Annotated in this window: 19 protein-coding genes; 15 read left to right on the forward strand and 4 right to left on the reverse strand. The window is 55.8% G+C overall.

Features of this window, described 5'->3' with window-relative positions; genetic code table 11:
• Positions 1-207 precede the first annotated feature (207 nt).
• The 3 genes from acs to METFOR_RS09215 all read left to right on the forward strand — a co-directional run bounded on the left by acs (position 208) and on the right by METFOR_RS09215 (position 3,301).
• The gene (acs, locus tag METFOR_RS09205) at positions 208-2,100 is read left to right on the forward strand and encodes an acetate--CoA ligase (protein ID WP_015285858.1); all 1,893 of its coding nucleotides are present in this window, start codon (positions 208-210) and stop codon (positions 2,098-2,100) included.
• 55 nt (positions 2,101-2,155) lie between these two features.
• A complete protein-coding gene (locus METFOR_RS09210) occupies positions 2,156-2,716 on the forward strand; it encodes a TATA-box-binding protein (protein ID WP_015285859.1) in 561 nt (186 codons plus the stop codon).
• Between the two features lie 210 nt (positions 2,717-2,926).
• Positions 2,927-3,301, forward strand: coding sequence for a transcriptional regulator (locus METFOR_RS09215; RefSeq protein WP_015285860.1), 375 nt, complete (start codon positions 2,927-2,929; stop codon positions 3,299-3,301).
• Here the strand turns inward: METFOR_RS09215 and rpiA are convergent.
• Together rpiA and surE are read right to left on the reverse strand one after the other, a co-directional pair.
• A complete protein-coding gene (gene rpiA / locus METFOR_RS09220) occupies positions 3,281-3,994 on the reverse strand; it encodes a ribose-5-phosphate isomerase RpiA (RefSeq protein WP_015285861.1) in 714 nt (237 codons plus the stop codon). The genes METFOR_RS09215 and rpiA overlap by 21 nt on opposite strands.
• A gap of 77 nt (positions 3,995-4,071) precedes the next feature.
• On the reverse strand, positions 4,072-4,854 hold the full coding sequence (gene surE / locus METFOR_RS09225) for a 5'/3'-nucleotidase SurE (protein ID WP_015285862.1): 783 nt from the start codon (positions 4,852-4,854) through the stop codon (positions 4,072-4,074).
• 79 nt (positions 4,855-4,933) lie between these two features.
• Between surE and METFOR_RS09230 the strand changes: the two genes are divergently transcribed.
• The 9 genes from METFOR_RS09230 to METFOR_RS09270 all read left to right on the forward strand — a co-directional run bounded on the left by METFOR_RS09230 (position 4,934) and on the right by METFOR_RS09270 (position 17,351).
• Positions 4,934-5,821, forward strand: coding sequence for an ATP-grasp domain-containing protein (locus tag METFOR_RS09230; protein WP_015285863.1), 888 nt, complete (start codon positions 4,934-4,936; stop codon positions 5,819-5,821).
• Complete coding sequence (locus tag METFOR_RS09235; RefSeq protein WP_015285864.1) at positions 5,818-6,759, forward strand: hydantoinase/oxoprolinase family protein; 942 nt, start codon at positions 5,818-5,820, stop codon at positions 6,757-6,759. Before METFOR_RS09230 ends, METFOR_RS09235 begins: the two co-directional genes overlap by 4 nt.
• A gap of 14 nt (positions 6,760-6,773) precedes the next feature.
• Complete coding sequence (locus METFOR_RS09240; protein WP_015285865.1) at positions 6,774-7,019, forward strand: hypothetical protein; 246 nt, start codon at positions 6,774-6,776, stop codon at positions 7,017-7,019.
• A gap of 364 nt (positions 7,020-7,383) precedes the next feature.
• Positions 7,384-7,998, forward strand: coding sequence for an archaellin/type IV pilin N-terminal domain-containing protein (locus METFOR_RS09245; protein ID WP_015285866.1), 615 nt, complete (start codon positions 7,384-7,386; stop codon positions 7,996-7,998).
• Between the two features lie 64 nt (positions 7,999-8,062).
• Positions 8,063-9,106 carry a chemotaxis protein CheW gene (locus METFOR_RS09250; protein ID WP_083883423.1) on the forward strand — a complete coding sequence of 348 codons (1,044 nt, stop codon included), beginning with the start codon at positions 8,063-8,065 and terminating at the stop codon, positions 9,104-9,106.
• 140 nt (positions 9,107-9,246) lie between these two features.
• Positions 9,247-11,634, forward strand: coding sequence for a methyl-accepting chemotaxis protein (locus METFOR_RS09255; protein ID WP_015285868.1), 2,388 nt, complete (start codon positions 9,247-9,249; stop codon positions 11,632-11,634).
• Between the two features lie 12 nt (positions 11,635-11,646).
• Positions 11,647-14,019 (forward strand): hybrid sensor histidine kinase/response regulator, encoded by a 2,373-nt coding sequence (locus METFOR_RS09260; RefSeq protein WP_015285869.1) that lies wholly within the window; start codon positions 11,647-11,649, stop codon positions 14,017-14,019.
• 18 nt (positions 14,020-14,037) lie between these two features.
• A complete protein-coding gene (locus METFOR_RS09265; RefSeq protein WP_015285870.1) occupies positions 14,038-15,360 on the forward strand; it encodes a hybrid sensor histidine kinase/response regulator in 1,323 nt (440 codons plus the stop codon).
• A gap of 95 nt (positions 15,361-15,455) precedes the next feature.
• On the forward strand, positions 15,456-17,351 hold the full coding sequence (locus METFOR_RS09270) for a PAS domain S-box protein (protein WP_015285871.1): 1,896 nt from the start codon (positions 15,456-15,458) through the stop codon (positions 17,349-17,351).
• A gap of 39 nt (positions 17,352-17,390) precedes the next feature.
• On the opposite strand, the gene METFOR_RS09275 is transcribed toward METFOR_RS09270, so the two are convergent.
• Both METFOR_RS09275 and METFOR_RS09280 read right to left on the reverse strand, forming a co-directional pair.
• Complete coding sequence (locus METFOR_RS09275; RefSeq protein WP_015285872.1) at positions 17,391-17,849, reverse strand: hypothetical protein; 459 nt, start codon at positions 17,847-17,849, stop codon at positions 17,391-17,393.
• A 99-nt stretch (positions 17,850-17,948) separates the two neighbouring features.
• Positions 17,949-18,992: a histone deacetylase family protein gene (locus tag METFOR_RS09280; protein WP_015285873.1), complete on the reverse strand. Its 1,044-nt coding sequence runs from the start codon at positions 18,990-18,992 to the stop codon at positions 17,949-17,951.
• 20 nt (positions 18,993-19,012) lie between these two features.
• Here METFOR_RS09280 and METFOR_RS15370 point away from each other — a divergent pair, with 20 nt between their 5' ends.
• From METFOR_RS15370 to METFOR_RS09290, 3 genes are all read left to right on the forward strand, one after another.
• Positions 19,013-19,243, forward strand: coding sequence for a hypothetical protein (locus METFOR_RS15370; RefSeq protein ID WP_148277651.1), 231 nt, complete (start codon positions 19,013-19,015; stop codon positions 19,241-19,243).
• A 209-nt stretch (positions 19,244-19,452) separates the two neighbouring features.
• Complete coding sequence (locus METFOR_RS09285; RefSeq protein ID WP_015285874.1) at positions 19,453-20,331, forward strand: formate/nitrite transporter family protein; 879 nt, start codon at positions 19,453-19,455, stop codon at positions 20,329-20,331.
• A gap of 23 nt (positions 20,332-20,354) precedes the next feature.
• Positions 20,355-20,867 (forward strand): hypothetical protein, encoded by a 513-nt coding sequence (locus METFOR_RS09290; protein WP_015285875.1) that lies wholly within the window; start codon positions 20,355-20,357, stop codon positions 20,865-20,867.
• The last annotated feature ends 2 nt before the right edge of the window (positions 20,868-20,869 follow it).

Below are 20,869 nucleotides of genomic sequence, written 5' to 3' on the forward strand. Positions count from 1 at the left end.
CAACCGGCAGGATGCCGCGCGCAAAACCGGCCCGGAAAAACAATAAATTAAGCCCGGATTCAGAAAATACCGGATAAGCGCCGCATTAAATAGAAATAGCGTTTATAATAAGCATTAAACAGCAAACCGGGCTTTTTTCCCCCAAACGAAAACGACAGCCTTTATTTTGTATCACTCATTATTAATAGTGTAAAATCGGGGTTTTTCATGGCAGAACAATTCGATGTCGTACTGAGCGAGAAGACGTACACGCCCGATCACTCCTGCAAGCAGAACAGCTGGATAGGTGACTACACAAAAGCGTACGATGCGTTCCTCAAGGACCCTGACGCATTCTGGGACAGGGCCGCAAAGGAACTCTACTGGTTCACGCCCTACAAGAAAGTGAAGGAGTGGAACTACCCGTACGCCCGGTGGTTCATCGGCGGAAAGACCAATATCACCTACAACTGCCTTGACCGCCACGTGATGAGTTCCCGCAAGAACAAGGTGGCGCTCATCTGGCGGGGCGAAGACGATACCGAGCGGATCTATACCTACCGCCAGCTCTTCCGCGAGGTGCTGAAGGTCGCAAACGGCTTAAAGAAACTCGGCGTGAAGAAAGGCGATCGCGTCTGCATCTACATGCCCATTGTGCCGGAGCAGATCATCTCGATGCTTGCCTGCGCACGCATCGGCGCGGTCCACAGCGTAGTCTTCGGGGGTTTCGGGGCAGCAGCGCTCAACAGCCGGATCACCGGTGCCGGAGCAAAGGTCGTTATCACTGCCGATGCAACATTCCGCCGCGGCAAGACAATTCCCCTAAAGCACATCATTGAGGAGGCCATTATCAACGCCCCCACGGTGGAGTATGTCGTCGTCCTCCGCCGCGAGCTCCACCAGCCCGTGGAGATCCACAGCGAGATGGAGATCGATTTCTATGACATGATCAAGGATGTGCGGCCGGAGTGCGAGCCCGAGATCATGGACGCAGAAGACCCGCTCTTCATCCTGTACACGAGCGGATCCACCGGGGCGCCAAAAGGGATTGTCCACACCTGCGGAGGTTACATGGTCGGTGCCCACTACACCAGCAAGAATGTCCTCGACATCAAGGACAATGACGTGTACTGGTGTACAGCCGACCCGGGCTGGATCACCGGGCATTCCTATGTTGTCTACGGCCCGCTCTCACTCGGGGCAACCCTGGTTGTCACAGAGAGCACCCCGGACTTTCCGGACCCCGGCGTGTACTGGCGCATGATCGAGGAGTTCGGCGTCACTATCTTTTACACGGCGCCGACAGCGATCCGGATGTTCATGAAACTGGGCGAGGAATGGCCGGACAAGTCCAACCTCAGCTCACTCCGCATCCTTGCTTCTGTCGGGGAGCCGCTCAACCCCGAAGCATTTGAGTGGTTCTACCGTGTTGCCGGGAAAGGCAAGTGCCCGCTCATCGATACCTGGTGGCAGACCGAGACCGGCATGCATATGGTCACGACAACGGTGGGCGAACCGATGATGCCCGGGTTTGCCGGCAAGCCAATCCCCGGCGTTGTGGCAGATGTCGTGGACAAGGATGGAAAACCGGTGCCCCCGGGTACCGGTGGGTTCCTTGCAATAAAAGAGCCGTGGCCCTCGATGATGCGCTCGGTATACAATGATGAGGAGCGGTATCTCAAGTACTGGCACACGATCCCCGGATACTATGCGGTCGGGGACCTTGCCGTGAAGAACAAGAACGGGTATATCATGGTGCTCGGGAGGTCTGACGACCTTATCGTTGTTGCCGGCCATAATATCGGTACCGCCGAAGTCGAGAGCGCGCTGGTCTCCCACCAGGCCGTTGCCGAATCCGCGGTTATCGGTAAGCCGGACCCGGTCAAGGGCAATATCATCAAGGCGTTTGTCATCCTCCGCCAGGGCCATACGGCAAGCGACCGGTTGAAGAATGAACTCCTGTACCATGTCCGCATCACGCTTGGCCCTATTGCCATGCCCTCAGAGATAGATTTCGTCACCTCGCTCCCCAGGACCCGGAGCGGCAAGATCATGCGCCGCGTCCTCAAGGCAAAAGAGATGGGGATGGACCCCGGTGACATATCTACGCTGGATGAATAATTTTCCCGGGATATGAACCCAATTTTTTAAATACTGTTTTGTGGCATTTATAAATATGAAGGTACGGCCAGAAGACTCCCTCAAGATCGAGAACATCGTTGCCTCAGCAAAGGTGACCGACTATCTTGATCTCCCCGCTCTTGCTTCCAGGATCAAGGATGCCGAATACAACAAGAAGCGGTTCCCGGGCGTAGTTCTCCGGATGCAGGACCCGAAGATAGCCGCACTGGTCTTCGGGTCCGGCAAGGTTGTGCTTACCGGAGCAAAGAGCATTGACAGCTTAAGCAAAGGGCTCAATATTCTCGGGAACCTCCTGCGCAAACTCGATATCGATATCCCCAAGAAGCTGAACTACAAGATCCAGAATATTGTCACATCGGCCGATCTTGCCACGGCCATAAACCTCAACAAGATCGCGGTAGGGTTCAACCTCGACCGGATCGAGTACGAACCCGAGCAGTTCCCCGGGCTCGTATACCGCCTTGACAACCCGAAAGTCGTCGTCCTCCTTTTCGGGTCAGGCAAACTGATCATCACCGGTGGCAAGGAACCGGAAGATGCCAAGAAGGCTGTTGTCAAGATCCTCTCGGACCTGCGAAGCCTCGGGCTCCTGTAATCTTGTTATCTTTTTTGAAAAGTCAATGATTTGTGTTTTTTTAAGCACCACCGGTTGTGGATGATCGGGGATAAGTCCGGTCAAAAAACCTGAAAGACCGGTTTCTCATAATATAAAAAGTTCACACTGGTTGCCTGCCAATAACAGAGCCTATATATCCTAATTTAGATAATTATTAAGTGTAAGATCAAAATCTGATGGATGTGATGCATGAGAACTGAGAATGTTATGTACTTTACCGAGAAGGAAGAGGAATTTGCAAACCTCCTCATCGAGATTGGAACGAAGCGGAACGTTGCCAAGGTGCTGGTATTCCTTGCCAACACTCCCGAGGCAACCTCCCGGGCCATCGAGCGCGGGACCGACCTGCGGCAGCCCGAGGTCAGCATTGCGATGCGCTACCTGATGGAGCAGGACTGGATCACCAGCCGCGAGAGCAAGGCCGAGAGCAAAGGCCGCCCGGTAAAGATCTACGAGCTGTCAAAACCCATTCAGGAGATCATGGACAGCATCGAGAAAGAGAAGAAGAAGGAAGCCAACAACCAGCTGGCACTTGTCCAGAAATTACGGCACTATATCCGCTGAAGTAATCTTTTTAATCCCTTTTTCATTTCCCACGATCACGGTGATCTTATTTGCGTAACCGCAGAAAAGGCCGCTCTCGACTACGCCGGGGATCTCTGCCATCGCCTTTTCGAGCCCTGCTGGATCGGCTATGGACGGAAACGTACAGTCAACGATGAAGTTTCCGTTGTCCGTGATGACCGGGCCGTCCTTTTTCACTCCCTCGCGGATCACCGGGCGGCACCCGAGTCCGCGGAGCTGGGCCATGGCCGGAGTTACCGCAAACGGCAGGATTTCCACGGGGACCGGGGCAGCGAAGCGGGAAACGACCTTTGCCTCGTCCACGACAACGATGAACTGGAATGCTGCTGCTGCAACGCATTTCTCCCGCGTCATGGCAGCCCCCCGGCCCTTGATGAGATTAAGGTGCGGGTCAACCTCGTCCGCTCCATCAATGGCCATATCAATGATCGGGTGGTCGTCAAGCGTCGTGAGAGGGATAGCATATTCACGCGCCCTCATGGCAGTCTGGAACGATGTCGGGACGCCGGTCACGTGCAGGCCCTCGCGGACGCGCGCAGAGAGCCGTTCGATCATGTAATACACGGTAGATCCGGTCCCAAGACCGATGACCATACCGTCTTCCACCATATCCGCTGCCTGGAATCCCGCCGCGGACTTTGCCGCCGCGAGTGCACGTGCCTTCTCGTCCATGTCAGTGATACGTATCAGTGGGTAGATAATTAAAACTGGTGATTCTGTGGCAGGCCGGGCCAGGAGAAACGTGGGGGTTACGGGAGGAAGACCTTGCGGATTGCGTCCTGCGTTCCGTAGGCCGTGCAGTCAAGGGTGATAGGAGTTATTGAAACATTCCCCTTCCGGACCGCGTGGACATCAGTCCCCTCCCCGGCATCTTCCACCAGCGGCCCGTTGATCCAGAAGTAGGGCCTCCCTCGCGGGTCGAGACGTTTTTCGACACCGGTATGGAAAAGCTTGCCGGCAAGGTGTGTCACCTCATAGCCTCCCGTCACATTTGACGGGATATTCACGTTGATAACATCGGCACCGGGAGGGAACCCGGATGCGAGTACGCGGGAGACGACATCGCGCACAACCTTTTTGGCCTCAGCAAAACTCTGGCCATGGGTGCGGGGATCGTCGAACTTGTCCCCCTGGTCTTCCACCTGGAGGGAGAATGCAATCCCCTTGGTACCCTGGTTGGAAGCTTCGAGCGCAGCTCCGACGGTCCCGGAGGTCATAATGGATTCTGTCGAGAGGTTCTCCCCGATGTTGATCCCGCTGACAACGACGGTCGGGTTCAGTTTCAGCGAGTACAGGCCGATGATTACGGCATCCGTAGGCTTGCCGGCAACGGCCCAGGCGGATTCACCGTTGATCACGACCTGCGTTGCCCGCAGCGGCTCGAAGATGGAAATTGACCTGCCGACGGCACTCTGCTGGGTCGCAGGTGCCACCACCGTGACATCCGCGATGGGTCGAAGGGCATCATAAGCGGCCCAGAGCCCGATGGAGCTCACGCCGTCATCATTGGTCAGCAGGATCGAGGGTTTCATCGCATTCATGTTTCCGGCAAAGCAGAAATACCTCACCGATCGGATAGGGTAATTTCATTGCAGCGCAAAGAATTGAGGGATGAAGGTCCTCCTTGCCGAATATACGGTAGCCCACGAACCTGCACTTGCCCATGAAGGCGCTGCAATGCTCTCGGTACTGAAGTCGAGTTTTGAGCGATGCGGGCATGGCGTTGTCCTTCCCGGCCCGGGTGACTTCGGGGAAGAGATCGCGCGCCTTGCTCCCGGCTGCGACATGGGCCTTGTGATTGCTCCCGATCACCTCCTTTCGAAATACACGTTCCTGCTGGAGCAGGCAACCCATAACCTTGGCTGCGGGTTCATGGCTGTTGCGCTCTGCGCAAACAAAGTATCGTCCGGCAGGATCCTTGCAGAGAACGGTGTGCCGGTTCCCGCGGTTCCCGGTTCCGGAAAACGCGTGATCAAACCCATCAAAGGATGCGGTTCGCAGGGGGTACGGCTCTCATTGGATCCTCCCCCGGAGGGCGAGTTTGCACAAGAATATATCGAGGGGGAGAACTACTCGGTCAGCATGGTCATCAACCGGGTGATCGGGGATGCCTGCGCATACTATTCGGGAAAACCGCCGGTGGTCCTTGCTGTCAACCGGCAGGAGATTGCAGTAGGTCCTGACGGTACATTCCAGTACCTTGGCGGGGAGACACCGGTCCATCCCACCCGGGAAAAGGAGATCGTTGACACCGCGGTAAAAGCGGCGACCGTTCTTGGCTGCCAGGGATACTGCGGTGTTGACGTGGTTGTTGCCGACAAGGTTTGGGTCGTTGATGTCAATCCGCGGATCACCACAAGTATTACCGGTATCGCTGCATGCATGGCGGAGGAGATTGCCGGCATCCTTGTGTCTGCATCAAAAGGGAATGGACCTGATGCCGTTCATTTCAACGGCAGGGCCAGGTTCGATTGCAACGGGAAGGTCACCCGGCTATGATCGGTATCGATGTCGGCGGAGCCAACCTGAAGGTGGTGGATGAGGCTGGCATCCACATCCATTACTGCCCGCTCTGGGAAAAAGCGCCGATAGCCGATACTCTTAAACCATATGTGAAGCACAGTGAAAACAGTGCGGCAGTTGTCATGAGCGGGGAGCTTGCGGACTGCTTTGAGAATAAACTGCAGGGTATCTCCTTTATTGTGGGCGAAGTGCAGAAAGCGTTCCCGGGCGCCCGGTTCTATGGTACAGATGCAAGATTCCATGAACGGCCGGTCCCGCAGCTTGCGGCGGCGAACTGGCTTGCATCGGCTGATTATCTCAGGGAACGGTATCCTGGTGCCATCCTGCTGGACATTGGCAGCACAACAGCGGACATCATTCCGCTCGGGAACTTCGAAGGGCTGCTCGGGCTCACTGACCTGAACCGGCTCCAGAAGGGTTTCCTGCTCTATACCGGAATGCTGCGGACCAACATTGCGGCCATCCTGCAATCTGTCGACAGCAATGGGATTCATACCCCGATCAGTTCAGAGTATTTTGCAACAAGCGCCGATGCCCATCTCGTGCTGGGGCATATCACTCCTGATGAATACACCTGTGACACACCGGACCATAAGGAGAAAACCCGGACCGCTGCGCTCAGGAGACTGGCACGCGTAGTCTGCGCAGATCTTGACGAGATTGGTGAAGAGGGCGCAATGCAGATTGCCCGTCAGGCGCATGAGCGGCAGAAGACGGCTGTCTGCGATGCTGTCCGGGCCTGTGCCAGGTGCCACGACTCACAGGAGATTCTTGTTGCCGGTATCGGGGCAAAGCTCTTTTCCCGGGAACTTGGGGGACGGGACCTGAACCGCGAACTGGGGCCGGTGGCTGATGCACTGCCGGCATTCGCGGTACGGGAGAGAGCACTCCGGGACAAAACACCACGCAATTGAGAGGTCGGCAGAGCATGAATGCAGGGAGGGCAAGTCTCATTCTCCTTATCGGCTCGCTTGCAGTCACGTTCCTGATGTGGTACTGGGGACTTCCTTTGTTCTTCCTCTTCCTCTTTGTCCCGCTTCTCCCGTTCCTTGGCAGGAAAACGTCCATCCGGCGCTGTCCTGCCTGTGGCTGGGAGACTTCCGGTAATGAACGGTACTGCCCGTATGATGCCACCCCCCTTGAGGTGCGGGAACCCAATCACGGAGACAGGTGAGTTACCGGACCCGGGGATTCTGCAAACGGCATTGTACCGTGGGATTCCGATTGATCACCAGGGTAGTGACTGTCCCACTATCCCGGCAATGTTCCCTGTTACTCGAAACGCACCCGGTCCTGCAATGGCATGCGCGGGATCTCCCGTCAAAAAATACTGATAGTAAAATATTAGTAACGTATCTCTTTTACAAAAACAGTTTTTCATAATTGTCCATTTTTCCATACGATTTTCGTTCACGTGCACCAGATTTTCCGGGCAGAGATCATCGGCGTAAAAGTGATTGCGTATATATATAGGATCAGAGCAAAGTTAACAGAGCATATTACCCCCATAGAATTACGACGGAGCCACAGGTGAATTCATGAAACTGCCGCAGTCTGTTGAAACCGCATTTACCGGCCTTGAGGCCGCGATTGTTCTCATTGCTTTTGTCGTTGTCGCGGCAGTATTCTCCTATGTGGTGCTCGGGGCAGGTTTCTATACAACCCAGACCGCCCAGGCGACAGTGCATACCGGTGTTGCCCAGGCCAGCTCAAGCGTGGAGATTGCCGGTAGTGTGATGGGAGTAGCCTTGGGGGAAGATCCCACACGTCTGACCTACATTAATGCAAGCATCATACTCATGGCCGGGGGAACGCCGATGGACCTCAACCAGATGGTCATCTCCTATTCAGACACCCACGGTGGAAGGAATGCAAGTATCACTATGATTCCATCGGACTGCGGAACCATTCTCTCAGCGAATGCGGCAACAGACAATGATATCCAGTGGTGCGTCTCCCAGAAGATCAATGAAGTAGGAACTCCTAACAGCCTGCTTGAACCAAACGAGATCTGGATCCTCAGTATCGGGATGCCGGATTCGGCAAGCGTAAACCAGAAGATTACCTTCAACCTGCAGCCTGCCGTAGGAGCTGTCTCCTCGTTCTCAAAGACTGTTCCCGGCGCACTCTCACGAATACAACCACTTTACTAACTTCCTTTTTACCCCCACTCCCGTAACGAGCGCAATCCATCATTCTTTTTAGCCAGCAGTGCCAATGCTGGATCATTGCGTGATGACCATGGCCCAGCTGCTCCTGTTCTCTGTCGGATCTGTCAGAGGTGCTCTACCCCTGGAGGAGACCGTGCGGGTCATCCGTATGGTCACGCCGAAGAAGAGAAAGGCGGGTGGCCCACCCTGGGATGCAGGGACCATCAATCTCCATGGCAGGACCCTCTCCGTAGTCTCAATGAGAAGCTTGTTCGGACTGAAGGATGCAGGTCCCGGGCTGACGGATATGCTCATCATTGCCCGGGCCGGAAGCCAGGACCTGGCACTCTGGGTCGATGCAACCTCCGGTGTCCGCGATATCCCTCTTCCCCGGGATGCGAAGGGAATGCCCCAGCAGACATTTCCTGAAGGATCCGGTGTCTTAAAAACCGCAGAAGGGCTCCTGGTCATTTACGATCTTTCCGGACTGATCGCATCCGGGGGGATTATGTCTGACAGTACCGATGACAGTATGGTGCCGGCCTGCGATACGGTGCGACAGGACAGCGGCAGGAAGACTTTGGCAGGACCGGATGATGACGATGCGTATATCAACGCGGTGCTGGCCGAACGTGCAGCAAGGATTGCCCGCCCGGAAGAACCTTTGGCTGAAACGAAGACTGCTGAAGTCCTCAAGTTCCGTCTCGCCTACCGTGAGTATGCGATCGAGATGGGAAATATCAGGGAAGTTATCCTTACCGGGGAGATCACACCGGTCCCCGGGACCCCGGATTTCATCTCGGGGATCTGCGTTGTGCGGGGCGAGATCATCTCCCTTATCGACCTCCGCGTCCTGCTTGCCATTCCCGAGACAGGGCTTACCGACCTGAACCGGGTGATTGTCTTAACCGACCGGACGCTGACCTTTGGGATCCTTGCAGACCACATCACCGGTATTGGCACCATCGAACTGGACCGCATCTCCACGGAAAATCCCCATGTTCCCATCACTACAAACAAGTATGTAAAGGGAGTGGCCGAGGGACCCCTAGTTGTTCTCGATACCCGCGCGCTCTTTTCCGACCCGTCAATGATCATCGATGAGGCATGATACCATTTGTGCACGATATCGCTGCTGGTTATCGCGGGGCGGTCCGGTCGTAGTGTTGCAGGTGAGAATCACTACGTTTATGCAACATGCGGTCAGGATATACAATCAGGGAATTCCTGGAACGTTCCGGAGACAAATTTATGCTTGAATTCTTCTCAAACATGAAAGTCGGGACAAAGATCCTGGTCATCTGCCTGTTCCTTGCCATCATACCGACGCTGCTCCTCGGTATTGTCGCTTACACGACATCAAGCAGCGTCATCAGCGAACAGACGCAGTCGCTCCTGGAGACACAGGTCCAGGACATGAAGGGCTGGACCAACGATGTGTACAAGCTCACGCGCAACAAGGTCAACAGCGATCTGAATGTTGCAAAGCAGAACTTTTACGGGAAAGGCACCCCGCAGATCATCAACGACCAGATGACTCTTGTCAGCAACGACGGCACGCAATATGTTGTGAATGACAACTTCGAGATCGTTGACAAGGTCCAGTCGATGGTGGGCGGGGCGGCGACCGTCTTTCAGGTGTATAATAACAGTTATGCAGCGCGTATCTCGACCAACGTGCTGGACTACAATGGCCAGCGTGCCGTTGGCACTCACCTGACCGACAATGTCTATGAGGTTGCGGTAGAAAAGGGCGAGACCTACTATGGCAGGAGGGACCTGTTTGGCAAGGACTATGTCACTGCATATGAACCGATCAAGGATCCAAATGGAAAGATCATCGGTGTCCTTTTCGTAGGTACCGAAGCCGGTCAGACACTTGATGTGGTCAAGAAGAGTATCCGCGACACGGTTGTCGGGGAGCACGGGTACATGTACGTGATCGACAGTACCGGAACCGTCCTCGTTCACCCGAATGCCGAAGCCCAGAACTGGGCGGACAGGGCATATGTTCAGGAGATGTTCGTCAAAAAAGAAGGGGCGATTCCTCACGATGTGGACGGGACGCAGGTCATCGATGCCTACACGTATTACGAACCGCTGGACTGGTATATTGTCTCCCGTGCAGAACTTGCTGACTTCAGCGGCCCGATCGATACCATCCGGAACACCATCTTCGCCCTGGTCCTCGCATCCATGGGTATTGGCGCGGCTGTCGCGGTTCTCTTTGGGAAATCCATCTCTGAACCCCTCCAGCAGGTTGTCCTGATGATCCGGGAACTCAGGAACGGCCATCTCTCGGCCCGGCTGAACCTGAAGCGCAAGGACGAGATCGGCATGATGTCTGCAACCATGGATGAGTTTGCCGATGATCTCCAGACGAACGTTGTCGGGGATATCAAGAAGATCGCAAACGGGGAGTACATCGAGCAGTTCTCGGAGCCGGTGGACGACAGGGATGAGATTCGCCCCGCCCTCAGGATGATGGTCGATTCGCTGGACCACCTGCACAAGGAGACGATCAAGCTGACCGATGCTGCCCGGGCCGGCGACCTCTCTGTCCGCGGTGACGAGAAGGCATTCCGCGGCGGGTACCGGATGATCATTGCCGGTTTCAACAAGACGCTCGAGACGATCACGGAGCCGGTCAACGAGGCCATGCGCCTTGCGCGCTTCTATGCATCCGGTGATTTCACGGCACGGTTCGATGAGAAGATCCCGGTTGCCGGCGAATTCGTCGCGTACCGCGATGCCCTCAACACCATCGGTATCGAGCTGCAGCGGCTCATGAAACTGATCAACGAAGAGCTGTACGAAGGAATATCGGTTCTCTCCTCGGCTTCGAGCGAACTGCTGACCGTGACGACCCAGCTCTCCTCGACCAGTTCACAGACCGCATCTACGGTGAACGAGACCTCAGATACGGTCGAGAGCGTGCGGACCAAGACCGACCTGATGAACCAGAAGACAAAAGAGGTCTCTGAAAAGGCCATGAACGCGCTGAACGTCTCCGGCGACGGGCAGAAATCGGTCCAGGAGATCCTCGACGGTATGAACCATATCCAGCGCCAGATGGACGTTATCGGCATGAACGTTATCAAGCTCTCCGAGCAGAGCCAGGCAATCGGCGAGATCATCGCAACCGTCACGGACATCTCGGAGCAGTCCAACCTGCTTGCCGTCAACGCATCGATTGAAGCGGCAAAGGCCGGAGAACTCGGGAAAGGCTTTGCCGTGGTCGCCCACGAAATCCATAACCTTGCCGAGCAGTCAAAGCAGGCGACCTCGAATATCCGTACCATCTTAACAGATATCCAGCGGGGCGTTTCATCGACCGTGATATCGACCGAACGGGGGACGAAGTCCGTAGCCGATGCCGTCCGGCTGACAAGCGATGCCCGTGAAGCAATCGAGGTCCTCACGCGGTCAACCGCCGAATCGTCACGGCAGGCCATTGATATCGCCTCATCTATCCATGAACAGGCGACCGGCATGGACCAGATATCCCTTGCCATGGAGAAGATCCGGGACGCAGCCCAGAAGAACCTCGAGATCACCCGGAAAGCAGAGAAAACGGCAGAAGACCTCCACGAGCTGGGTCTCCGGTTAAAGAAACTCACCGTCCAGTACCATGTCTGAAGTGCACCTTCCATGAAAGGAACGGATGCTGAATTCACGAAAAAACTCCTTGCCACGTTCCGCGAAGAGGCACGGGAACACCTGGACGTTATCGTCGCAATACTCCTTGAGCTGGAAAAAACGCCACCCGTACCGGAAAGTGCATCGGTCGAACGGATTTACCGGACAACCCACAGCCTCAAGGGTGCGGCACGGGCGGTGGGGCAGAAGGAGATCGAATCCGTCTGCCAGAATCTGGAGAATATCTTCTCCCGCATGAAAAAAGGGACCTATGTCCCCGATTCAGATGATTTCGATATCTTCCACCAGGCAGTGAGGGTGATCCAGTGCCTTCTGGATGGAGGCGGGCAGCCCGTTACCCCGGTAACCGATATTGTCTCGTCGCTCCGGTCTCTTTCCCGGAAAGAATCATCTCCCGGCGATTCCAGGACTCACGGGAAACACGAACAGGAAAAACACCCGGGGGATATACCTGCGCGATCCACTAAGGGTAAGCCGGGGGTTACATCCCCATTATTGGAAAAGGATCGTGGAGAAACCCGGAAACCTCCTGTGCTTCCCGTAACCGCGGGCAGACCAGAAGGGGATGGGGCAACGGTACGGATTGCGGCACATAAGCTTGACCGGCTCATCGCGGGTTCGGACGATCTTCTCACAACCCGCCTTTTCCTGACGCACCGCATGCGGGAACTTGAGGAGTGGCTGGCACGGTTCACCATCTGGCGATGGAACCAGGCAGCCATATCCACGGATATCCACCGTATCCGCGAGCGGTCGTTCGGCTCCGGCAAGGCAGACCTCCCGGCAGATCTCGTCCTGCCGCTCCAGCGGCTGGTGGAATTCCTGGATTATGACCGCGAGTTCGTCACCTACCTCCAGCATGATCTTGCCGAATTTATTCGCGCAACCGACCGGGACCGGGCTGCGCTCGAAGCCAGCACATCGGAGATCTCCGAACTCATCCATGATGCCGTCCTCCTGCCGGTTTCAAGCGTTCTTGCACCGTTCCATGGTCTCGTGAGAGAATATTCCCGTACTACCGGAAAGCAGGTTGAGCTGGTGATCGAAGGCGGGGAGATAGAGGTGGACCGCCGTATCCTTGACAGTCTCAAGGATCCCCTGATGCACCTGATCTACAACAGTATCGATCACGGGATCGAATACCCGGATTTGCGGGCCCCGCGCAATAAACCTGTACGGGGAACAGTACGTATCCGCGTTGTCCTTGTCTCCGGCGGAAAAGTTGATATCGAGGTATCCGATAACGGGAAAGGTATTGATGGCAGCGAGATCAGAAAAGCTGCGGTCAGGATCGGTCTTATCACGGAACAGGAAGAGGCACGGCTTACCGATGCCGAAGCGGTCTGGCTCATCTTTCGGTCCGGCTTCTCGACCAGCCCCATCATTACGGAGGTCTCCGGAAGGGGACTCGGTCTTGCCATTGTGGAAGATACCATCACCCGCCTCGGAGGTTACGTAACCATCGCATCCGAGCACGGGAAGGGAACAACGATCACCCTGCGGGTCCCGGTCCGCCTGGTGACCTTCCGTGGCGTCGTGGTCCGGTCCGGGAGCCAGGTCTATGTCATCCCCATGCAGCAGGTACGGCAGGTCTTAAGGATAAAGCCCGATACCATCTTCACCCGTAGCAGGCGCCCGTACATCCGGGTAGACGATCAGACCATCGGCATCGTAAAACTGTCCGACATCCTGAATGTCCCGACATCCAGCCTGCCACCCGGGAAAGATGCCCCGGTCTCCCTTATCGTTATCGCATACGGTGCCGGCCAGGTCGCGTGCCAGGTGGACGAGATCGTGCATGTCCAGGAGATTGTTGTCCGGCCGCTTGGAAGCCAGCTCCGGCGGATACGCCGGATTGCCGGAGCGGCGATCCTTGGCGACGGGACGCTTGCGCTTGTGCTCGATCCTCCCGAACTGATCCAGGAATCGCTCAGGATCAGCACCCGCGGGGCAGCCCCGGTGCAAAAAGGCGCTCCCGCACCGGTTGTCCTTGTTGTCGAAGACTCCGTGACCTCGCGGGCGTTCCTCCAGATGCTCCTGGAGCGCGAGGGGTACCGGGTGATGACAGCCACTGACGGAATGGTGGCTTTCGCAATTCTTAAAGAGCATCAGGTCGATATTGTCGTATCGGATGTTGACATGCCCCGCATGAACGGGTTTGTGCTGACCGAGAAGATACGGAGCGATCCAAAACTCCAGTCCCTTCCGGTTGTCCTGGTGACCTCGCTGGATTCAGCTGAGGACCAGAACCACGGGGTTGCCGTCGGTGCAGATGCGTATATCGTCAAAAGCAGTTTTGAGAGAAGTGCCCTGCTTGCCGTTGTCAGGAACCTGATCAGGACAAAAAGGCCGCAGGGTCGTTGAGGAGCAGGACGCTGAATCATGGAACAGATTGCCAAAAAAATCGTAAAGATCCTGATCGTGGAAGACAGCCGCACCCAGGCAGAATACCTCCGCCACATCCTTGAAACTGAGGGCTACCGCGTCCTGCTGGCCGAGAATGGCAGGGACGCACTTGAGAGTGTCACAAGCTTCCTTCCCACCATGATCCTCTCGGATATCGTTATGCCCGAGATGGACGGGTATGAACTCTGCACAAGAATCAGGCAGGATGACAAGACCCGCGGGATCCCGGTCATCCTCGTCTCCCAGCTCTTCGATCCTGCTGACGTGATCCGCGGCCTCGAATGTGGGGCTGATGATTTCATTGTCAAACCCTATGACCCGGACTATATCCGGGCCCGGATTACCGGCATCCTTGAAGCGATCGACCAGCCGGATCCGGAAGGAGTCCCGTCCCCCCTCGACATCTCCCTTGCAGGAAAGACCCACAGGATCACGGCGAGCAGGCTCCGGATCATCCGGATCCTGCTCTCCACCTATGAAGTCGCGGTCCATCGAAACACTGAACTTGAAGAGGCACGCGAGCAGCTCAATGCCATGAACGAACAACTCCATGGTGCTATCGATGACCTGAGGCAGTCAAATGGCCGGCTTGAGTCAGAGAACAGCGAGCGGAGGAGGGTTGAAAAAGCACTCGATGAGGCCAACAAGAAGCTGAACCTGATGGCAAGTATCACCCGGCATGACGTGGTAAACCAGCTCACAACCCAGAACGAATCCCTCGAATATGCACTCAGGCTGAAAGATACCGACGCATCAAAGGCATGGGAATATGTCTCCGCCGCAGCCCAGATCGGAACCCGTACCCTCAACTCCATAAAATTCACCGGGGACTACCAGAAAGTCGGGGTCAAGTCACCCCAGTGGCAGGATGTCCGTTCCCTTGTCGATGCCGCAGCCGAAGAGAAAGTCCCCGGTAACCTGAAGGTCAGAAACGAAATTCCCGCCGGAACCGAGATTTATGCCGATCCACTCATCGGCAAGGTATTCTCCAACCTGATGGAGAATTCGGTGAAATATGGTGAGAAGGTGACGATGCTCCGTGTCAGCCTGGAAAAGACGGCTGCCGGATCAACAATCGTCTGCGAAGACGATGGCATCGGGATCCCCGATGGGCGAAAGGAGTCGATATTCACCTACGAACACGGTATGACCATGGGTCTTGGTCTCTTTCTGGCCCGGGAGATCCTGGCCATCACCGGGATCACCCTGCACGAGACCGGGACCAGCGGCTCCGGGGCCCGCTTCGAGATCCGCTGCCCGGAACAAACCATCCGCAACCATGATCCCGCATCCGCATAATCCCTCCCACGGGGGCTGCATCCGCAAGAAAAAAAAACTGTCTGCCCGTTTGCATCTGAACCAGCATCTGAGTTGAGTATCAAGGACGCCCTGCCATGAACATCCCCTACCTGTCCGTTATCTCCCATCCCACCCAGAAAAACCGTATCCTCCTGCTCTCGACAGTCACTGCATGCACCCTTGCCGTAAACCTCTTTGGTATCCTTGCCGGACTCACGGCAGTCCTCTCCCACCTGCTCTACTTCCCCATCATCCTTGCCTCCTACTGGTATCCCCGTCGGGGCCTTTCTTTCTCCCTCCTGGTCGCAGCTCTCTTTGCCCTGCAGGTAATTCTCTTTGCCCCGCTCGATCTCGTGCTCGGCCTCGCCACCATCACGCGATGCGCGATCCTCGTGCTTGTCGGGTGTGTTGTCTCGCTCCTGTCGTGGAACCTGGCACAGTCTGAAAAGCAGCTCCAGGACATCATCGAGTTTTTGCCCGATGCTACCTTTGCCATCGACAAGGAGGGGAAGATCATTGCCTGGAACCGTGCACTGGAGCTTATGACGGGACAGCCGAAAGCCTCGATGCTCAACCGCGGCAATCACGAGTACGCGCTTGCGTTTTATGGCGATCGCCGTCCGATGCTCGCCGGGCTGATCATCGGTGACGGAAGCGACATCCCGAAAAAATATCCCCAGGTAAGAAACGAATCCGGGACACTGGTCTCAGAGATATTTCTCCCGCACATGCAGGGCGACCGGGGCATGCACCTCCGTTTCTCCGCCTCGCCGCTCCTGGATGCAAACGGAAACGTTGCCGGGGCCATTGAGTCTATCAGGGACATCACCGACCGGGTCATGACTGCATCCGCGCTGGAGAAAACCAGCCACCGTCTCAATACGCTTGCCGGCATCCTGCGGCACGATATTTCCCGGAAGCTTGCTGTCCTCTACGGCCAGCTCCGGTTTGGCGTTATGAAGTTTTCAAACCCCGAGGTCATCGCGTACATTGGTGAACTCAAGGTAGCTGCTGACGGGATAACACGGCAGATCGACATCTCCCGCGAGTTCCGCGACATCGGCGGTACTCCCCCGTCATGGATCGCCGTGCAGAATGCGATTGCCGCGGCTGAAGACCGCCTTGAGTTCAGGAACGTGACATTCCATGCATGGACCGACCGGCTCTGTGTCTTCTCGGACCCGCACCTGCCCACGGTCTTCTACCACATCCTCCATAACTCGCTCCAGGAGTCCACGCGTGCAACAAAGATCGTCATCACGTACCAGCTCCGGTCAGACGGCTGCGCCATCATCATCGAGGACAACGGGACGGGCATTCCGGAGCATGAGAAAGACGCCCTGTTCGTGCAGCGGGAGGACAGTTACGGCAGGGGGCTTTTCCTTGCCGCGGAGATCGTCTCCCTGACCGGCATGACCCTTCGCGAGACGGGCGAATATCGCAAAGGTGCGCGATTTGAGATCCTGGTCCCCTCCGAAGGGTACCGGATAGAGAACTCTGCCACCAGGATCGCGGTCCCCCACCAGCGGCACACCTCTCCCATTATGGAGGAGAAGGGGGGCCCGGTGGGACGGGAATTACACGCAGATGAATTCCCTCTCGCGGATGAGGTCTGGAAGGAGTACCATGATACCAGCGGCGATCCCGCGGTGGACCGTATTTTCGGCGTATACCAGTCCGGTGAACTGGTCTCCGTTGCCCGCTGCCGGCGGCACCCGGACGGGCTTGAGGTGGACGGTGTCTTTACCCCGGCAAAATTCCGGAAGAACGGATACTCCCGCATTGCCGTTGGCTCACTGGTGGAGGCCTGCCATAATGACGACCTCTTCATGTACGCGGTCCGCCATCTTGAGGGATTCTACCACCAGTACGGCTTTGAGCCCATATCCGAAATCCTGCTCCCCCAAAAAATCCGCGAACGATACACGTGGGCTGCCGGCAATCTCGAGGGGGCCGAGGTGCTCCCCATGCGGAGGAAAGCCGGGCTCTGACCGGAGGGATATTCAAAAAAGTGTCGCGGATCGTCCCGGCTACTTGTGACGGAAGAGCGGGATCACTGGTTTGAGGGGATCGTACGAACCCCGTGCCGAGAGGTCATAGGTCCGTGAGAAGGTGCTCCCCATCACGTTCTCGAATGTTGCAACAGCCTTTGCCTCCGAAAGCATCGTCTCCAGCGGGTACTCGTTGACCTGATCGGCGGCAAGCGCCTGGATGCTATACTCAATATTGACCGGGACAAGAGAAACGTGGACGTTCACAGCATCGGCATTGCCGGAATTCCGGATAATGATCCCTTTTGCATTTTCCTTCAGCTCAACGACAACATCGGGCAGGTTCTTTGTATCCTGCATGATGAAGAGCGACATGGCAATGACTGCAACAAGGACAAGGACAACACCGCCAGCATAGATACTGATGAGGGATGCGACTATCGTAAGGATGATCCCGGCACCGGCCAGGAACAGGAATTTCCGGTCCATAGTCTTCATTGTCCCGTTCCCTTCATCTGTTTAACGGTTTTTTGCCGGGATGCGCGTTTCCTGTTCTCATGTAACCGTGGCATTCACGGTCTGCCCGCCCCGACGGGTTCACGGGAGGTTGTGGAGCTTTTTTAAGAGATCAATAGTCTTCCGGTTGGCCTTTTTGACCGGCTCCTCCGGGACCCGGGCCGGATTTGTCGATCCCAGTGTGTCGAATACCGAGCGGATCGCCTCGGGCTGGGACGGGCCGTAGCCCCCTTCGAGCACGAACGCCAGGGGACAATCCCTCCCGTCGCGGACCAGTGCTGCGAGCGTCCCGATATCTGCAGGCTTAAGGAGCATGCTCTCCTGCGGGTCATCGGACAGGGTGTCCTGTCCCGCGGACACGATGACAAGGTCGGGGCGGAAACGCTCCACAGCCGGGAGGATCACTTCCATGAAGACCGCGTAATAATCGGCGATACCGGACTTGTGGACAAGAGGGGCATTGACATTGAAGCCCAGGCCCTCGTTACTGCCAATCTCCTGCAAGGTCCCGGTATGAGGAAAATTGTCCATCTCGTGTGTTGAACAGTAGAGCACCCTGTTGCTGGAGTAAAAAATACTCTGCGTTCCGTTGCCGTGGTGGGCATCCCAGTCGATGATCGCAACGCGGTCGACCTGCTGCAGCGCATGGGCGGCAGCCACCGCGGCGTTATTCAGGAGGCAGAACCCCATTGCCCGGTCCGCCTCTGCGTGATGGCCCGGGGGGCGCACGAGAGCAAAACAGCACTCCCCGTCAAACGACCGGTCCACAGCAGCAATGGCGGACCCGACCGCGTAGGTGGCCACTTCATAGGAACAGGGATTGATGTACGTGTTCTGGTCAAGGTATCCCTGCTTGATCTGGTTGTTCTCGAAATACCCGCCGGTGTAGATGTACTCGTCGAGCGTACAGAAGTCAACGTGTTTCACGCACTGCCGCTCAAGCCAGGTGAGGTACCCGGGAACATGCACCCGCTGAAGTTCCTCAAAGGTAGCGGGAACCGGGGGGTAGATGGAGAGACCTTTTGGCAGGCGTTCAAGGATACTGACCAGCCGGTCATGGCATTCCTTGTGCCCTTTGCAGTCATGGTTGGCAAAGATATCCCCGGTTATCGCTGAGCACTTCATGGTAAGGTTCCCGTGACCGGATGAGTGATACTATCTTCTCCCTGTTCTGGTTTGAATTTTATTGCTGTGACAGCGCCGCTCCTCACAGCGCTGTGCAAACAACCCGTGAAAAGCAGCAATGCTTGGCGTTACCGGCAATTGTTGACACCTTTATTCCCTATTCACGATTTAAAGCGCGCGGAATGCGCGAAATGGGAATTTTTCCTCTGAAGGTCACAAAAAAACACACGCCAATTCCGGAACATGATTAATCAAAGATGGTTACTTTTTCCCACGAGTAATGTGCGGTTGTTATTCCTTGCAGACATGAATTCCCTGAGCTGCGCCGGAAATGCTGTCGGATTCCGGCGAACAATTCGAAAATTATTAATAACAACATACCCGAGATTCTGTTTAACCTATACGAGACCCGTAATGTCAGTTGCTGGTATAGGTGATTGATTCAGAGGTGTGTAAAAAAATGGTGTTTCATCCACCGGTAGCTATCACGGCCAAGGCCGGAGATGCCGGGAAGTACAAAGTTGGCCTGCCGGCCTGGAACATGGTCCTCCGTGGATTCATGTCCGGTGCGTACATCGCCATGGGTGCTGCTCTTGCGACGGTCTGTTCAACCGGTATTCAGGCAAGCGACCCAACGCTTGCATTCGGCACGGCAAGTGCCGGTTTTGCCCAGTTAATCCTGGGTGCTGTGTTCCCTGTTGGGCTTATTATCACCGTGCTTACCGGTGCTGAGCTCTTCACGGGCGACGCAATGCTCGCCCCAATGGCCGCGTTCATCCACAAGGTCACCTGGACACAGGTCCTGAACCTTTGGCTCTGGGTATACATCGGGAACTTCATCGGATCGGTTGTCTTTGCCTACATCATGGCAAACGGGCCGTTCGTCAGCTTCGATGCAGCAGGTGTCGGTACCCTGACAGCCTTCGGTACTCGGGCCATTGCGATTGCCAAGGCCAAGACCGCGTATGTTGGCCTTATGGGCTTCTGGTCTGCGTTCCTCAAGGGCATTGCGTGCAACTGGCTGGTCAACCTCGCCATCCTGCTCGGTATCTGTGCAGATGATGCGGTCGGCAAGTTCTTCGGTATCTGGTTCCCGATCATGGCCTTCGTTGCCAGCGGCTTCGAACACTCGGTCGCGAACATGTACTTTATCCCCGCGGGTATCTTCGCGCAGGGTTTTGTTACAGATCCCACCAAGATCGTTGCCAGTGTCAACTGGGTCACGATGTGGACAGCGAACGTCATACCGGTTACACTCGGTAACATCGTCGGAGGCCTGCTCTTCGTTGGTGTGATCTACTGGGTTGCATTCCGGAAAGAGATCGCAGCGCTGAAGTAGATCCTTAATCATAACATTTTTCGATGAAGATCGGAAATGTTGATGTAAAGGTCTCAATTCTCGCAATTGCGGTCTTTGTAATCTTTACTATACTCGTAATAATCGCCTCAATATACAGTCCGGTCGTCAGGTCGCAACTGATCTGGCTTGCACCGGTCCTTTTTATGCTGATTATCCTCCCCGTTGCGCTCAACTACATGAGCCAGCGGCAGTATGCTGATCTCAGGCCGGAATACGAACGGCAGGCAAAAACTGTCCGCATAAGACTCATCAACGAGAGCATGATCGGCAAGATTGTCCGGATCGAGGGTGTTGTTGAGCATGCCCGCTTCCAGTTCCTGAACCGGCCGCAGTATTCGGTTGCCGACCGTACCGGTGCCATACCGGTCAAGATGTTCACGAATCCCGAAGAAGATATCAAGGTCAATGATATTGTCGAGGTTCTCGGACAGGTCATACGGCGGTATATCGTCACAGGTGATCCCATCATCAACTGTGTTTCCATCAGGAAGACGGGAAAGAAACCGGAGAATTAGAA

It is taken from the genome of Methanoregula formicica SMSP (genome assembly GCF_000327485.1).
GTDB lineage: Archaea > Halobacteriota > Methanomicrobia > Methanomicrobiales > Methanospirillaceae > Methanoregula > Methanoregula formicica.

Bases quoted from the DNA above. Each gene is read 5' to 3' on its own strand.
- surE (WP_015285862.1), bottom strand. From the start codon at position 4,854: ATGAAACCCTCGATCCTGCTGACCAATGATGACGGCGTGAGCTCCATC.
- METFOR_RS09270 (WP_015285871.1), top strand. From the start codon at position 15,456: ATGAACATCCCCTACCTGTCCGTTATCTCCCATCCCACCCAGAAAAAC.
- METFOR_RS09290 (WP_015285875.1), top strand. From the start codon at position 20,355: ATGAAGATCGGAAATGTTGATGTAAAGGTCTCAATTCTCGCAATTGCG.
- METFOR_RS09210 (WP_015285859.1), top strand. From the start codon at position 2,156: ATGAAGGTACGGCCAGAAGACTCCCTCAAGATCGAGAACATCGTTGCC.
- METFOR_RS09275 (WP_015285872.1), bottom strand. From the start codon at position 17,849: ATGAAGACTATGGACCGGAAATTCCTGTTCCTGGCCGGTGCCGGGATC.
- METFOR_RS09230 (WP_015285863.1), top strand. From the start codon at position 4,934: ATGAAGGTCCTCCTTGCCGAATATACGGTAGCCCACGAACCTGCACTT.
- METFOR_RS09255 (WP_015285868.1), top strand. From the start codon at position 9,247: ATGCTTGAATTCTTCTCAAACATGAAAGTCGGGACAAAGATCCTGGTC.
- METFOR_RS09250 (WP_083883423.1), top strand. From the start codon at position 8,063: ATGCTGGATCATTGCGTGATGACCATGGCCCAGCTGCTCCTGTTCTCT.
- METFOR_RS09215 (WP_015285860.1), top strand. From the start codon at position 2,927: ATGAGAACTGAGAATGTTATGTACTTTACCGAGAAGGAAGAGGAATTT.
- METFOR_RS09285 (WP_015285874.1), top strand. From the start codon at position 19,453: ATGGTGTTTCATCCACCGGTAGCTATCACGGCCAAGGCCGGAGATGCC.
- rpiA (WP_015285861.1), bottom strand. From the start codon at position 3,994: ATGGACGAGAAGGCACGTGCACTCGCGGCGGCAAAGTCCGCGGCGGGA.
- METFOR_RS15370 (WP_148277651.1), top strand. From the start codon at position 19,013: ATGAGTGATACTATCTTCTCCCTGTTCTGGTTTGAATTTTATTGCTGT.
- METFOR_RS09280 (WP_015285873.1), bottom strand. From the start codon at position 18,992: ATGAAGTGCTCAGCGATAACCGGGGATATCTTTGCCAACCATGACTGC.
- METFOR_RS09260 (WP_015285869.1), top strand. From the start codon at position 11,647: ATGAAAGGAACGGATGCTGAATTCACGAAAAAACTCCTTGCCACGTTC.
- METFOR_RS09265 (WP_015285870.1), top strand. From the start codon at position 14,038: ATGGAACAGATTGCCAAAAAAATCGTAAAGATCCTGATCGTGGAAGAC.
- METFOR_RS09240 (WP_015285865.1), top strand. From the start codon at position 6,774: ATGAATGCAGGGAGGGCAAGTCTCATTCTCCTTATCGGCTCGCTTGCA.
- METFOR_RS09235 (WP_015285864.1), top strand. From the start codon at position 5,818: ATGATCGGTATCGATGTCGGCGGAGCCAACCTGAAGGTGGTGGATGAG.
- METFOR_RS09245 (WP_015285866.1), top strand. From the start codon at position 7,384: ATGAAACTGCCGCAGTCTGTTGAAACCGCATTTACCGGCCTTGAGGCC.
- acs (WP_015285858.1), top strand. From the start codon at position 208: ATGGCAGAACAATTCGATGTCGTACTGAGCGAGAAGACGTACACGCCC.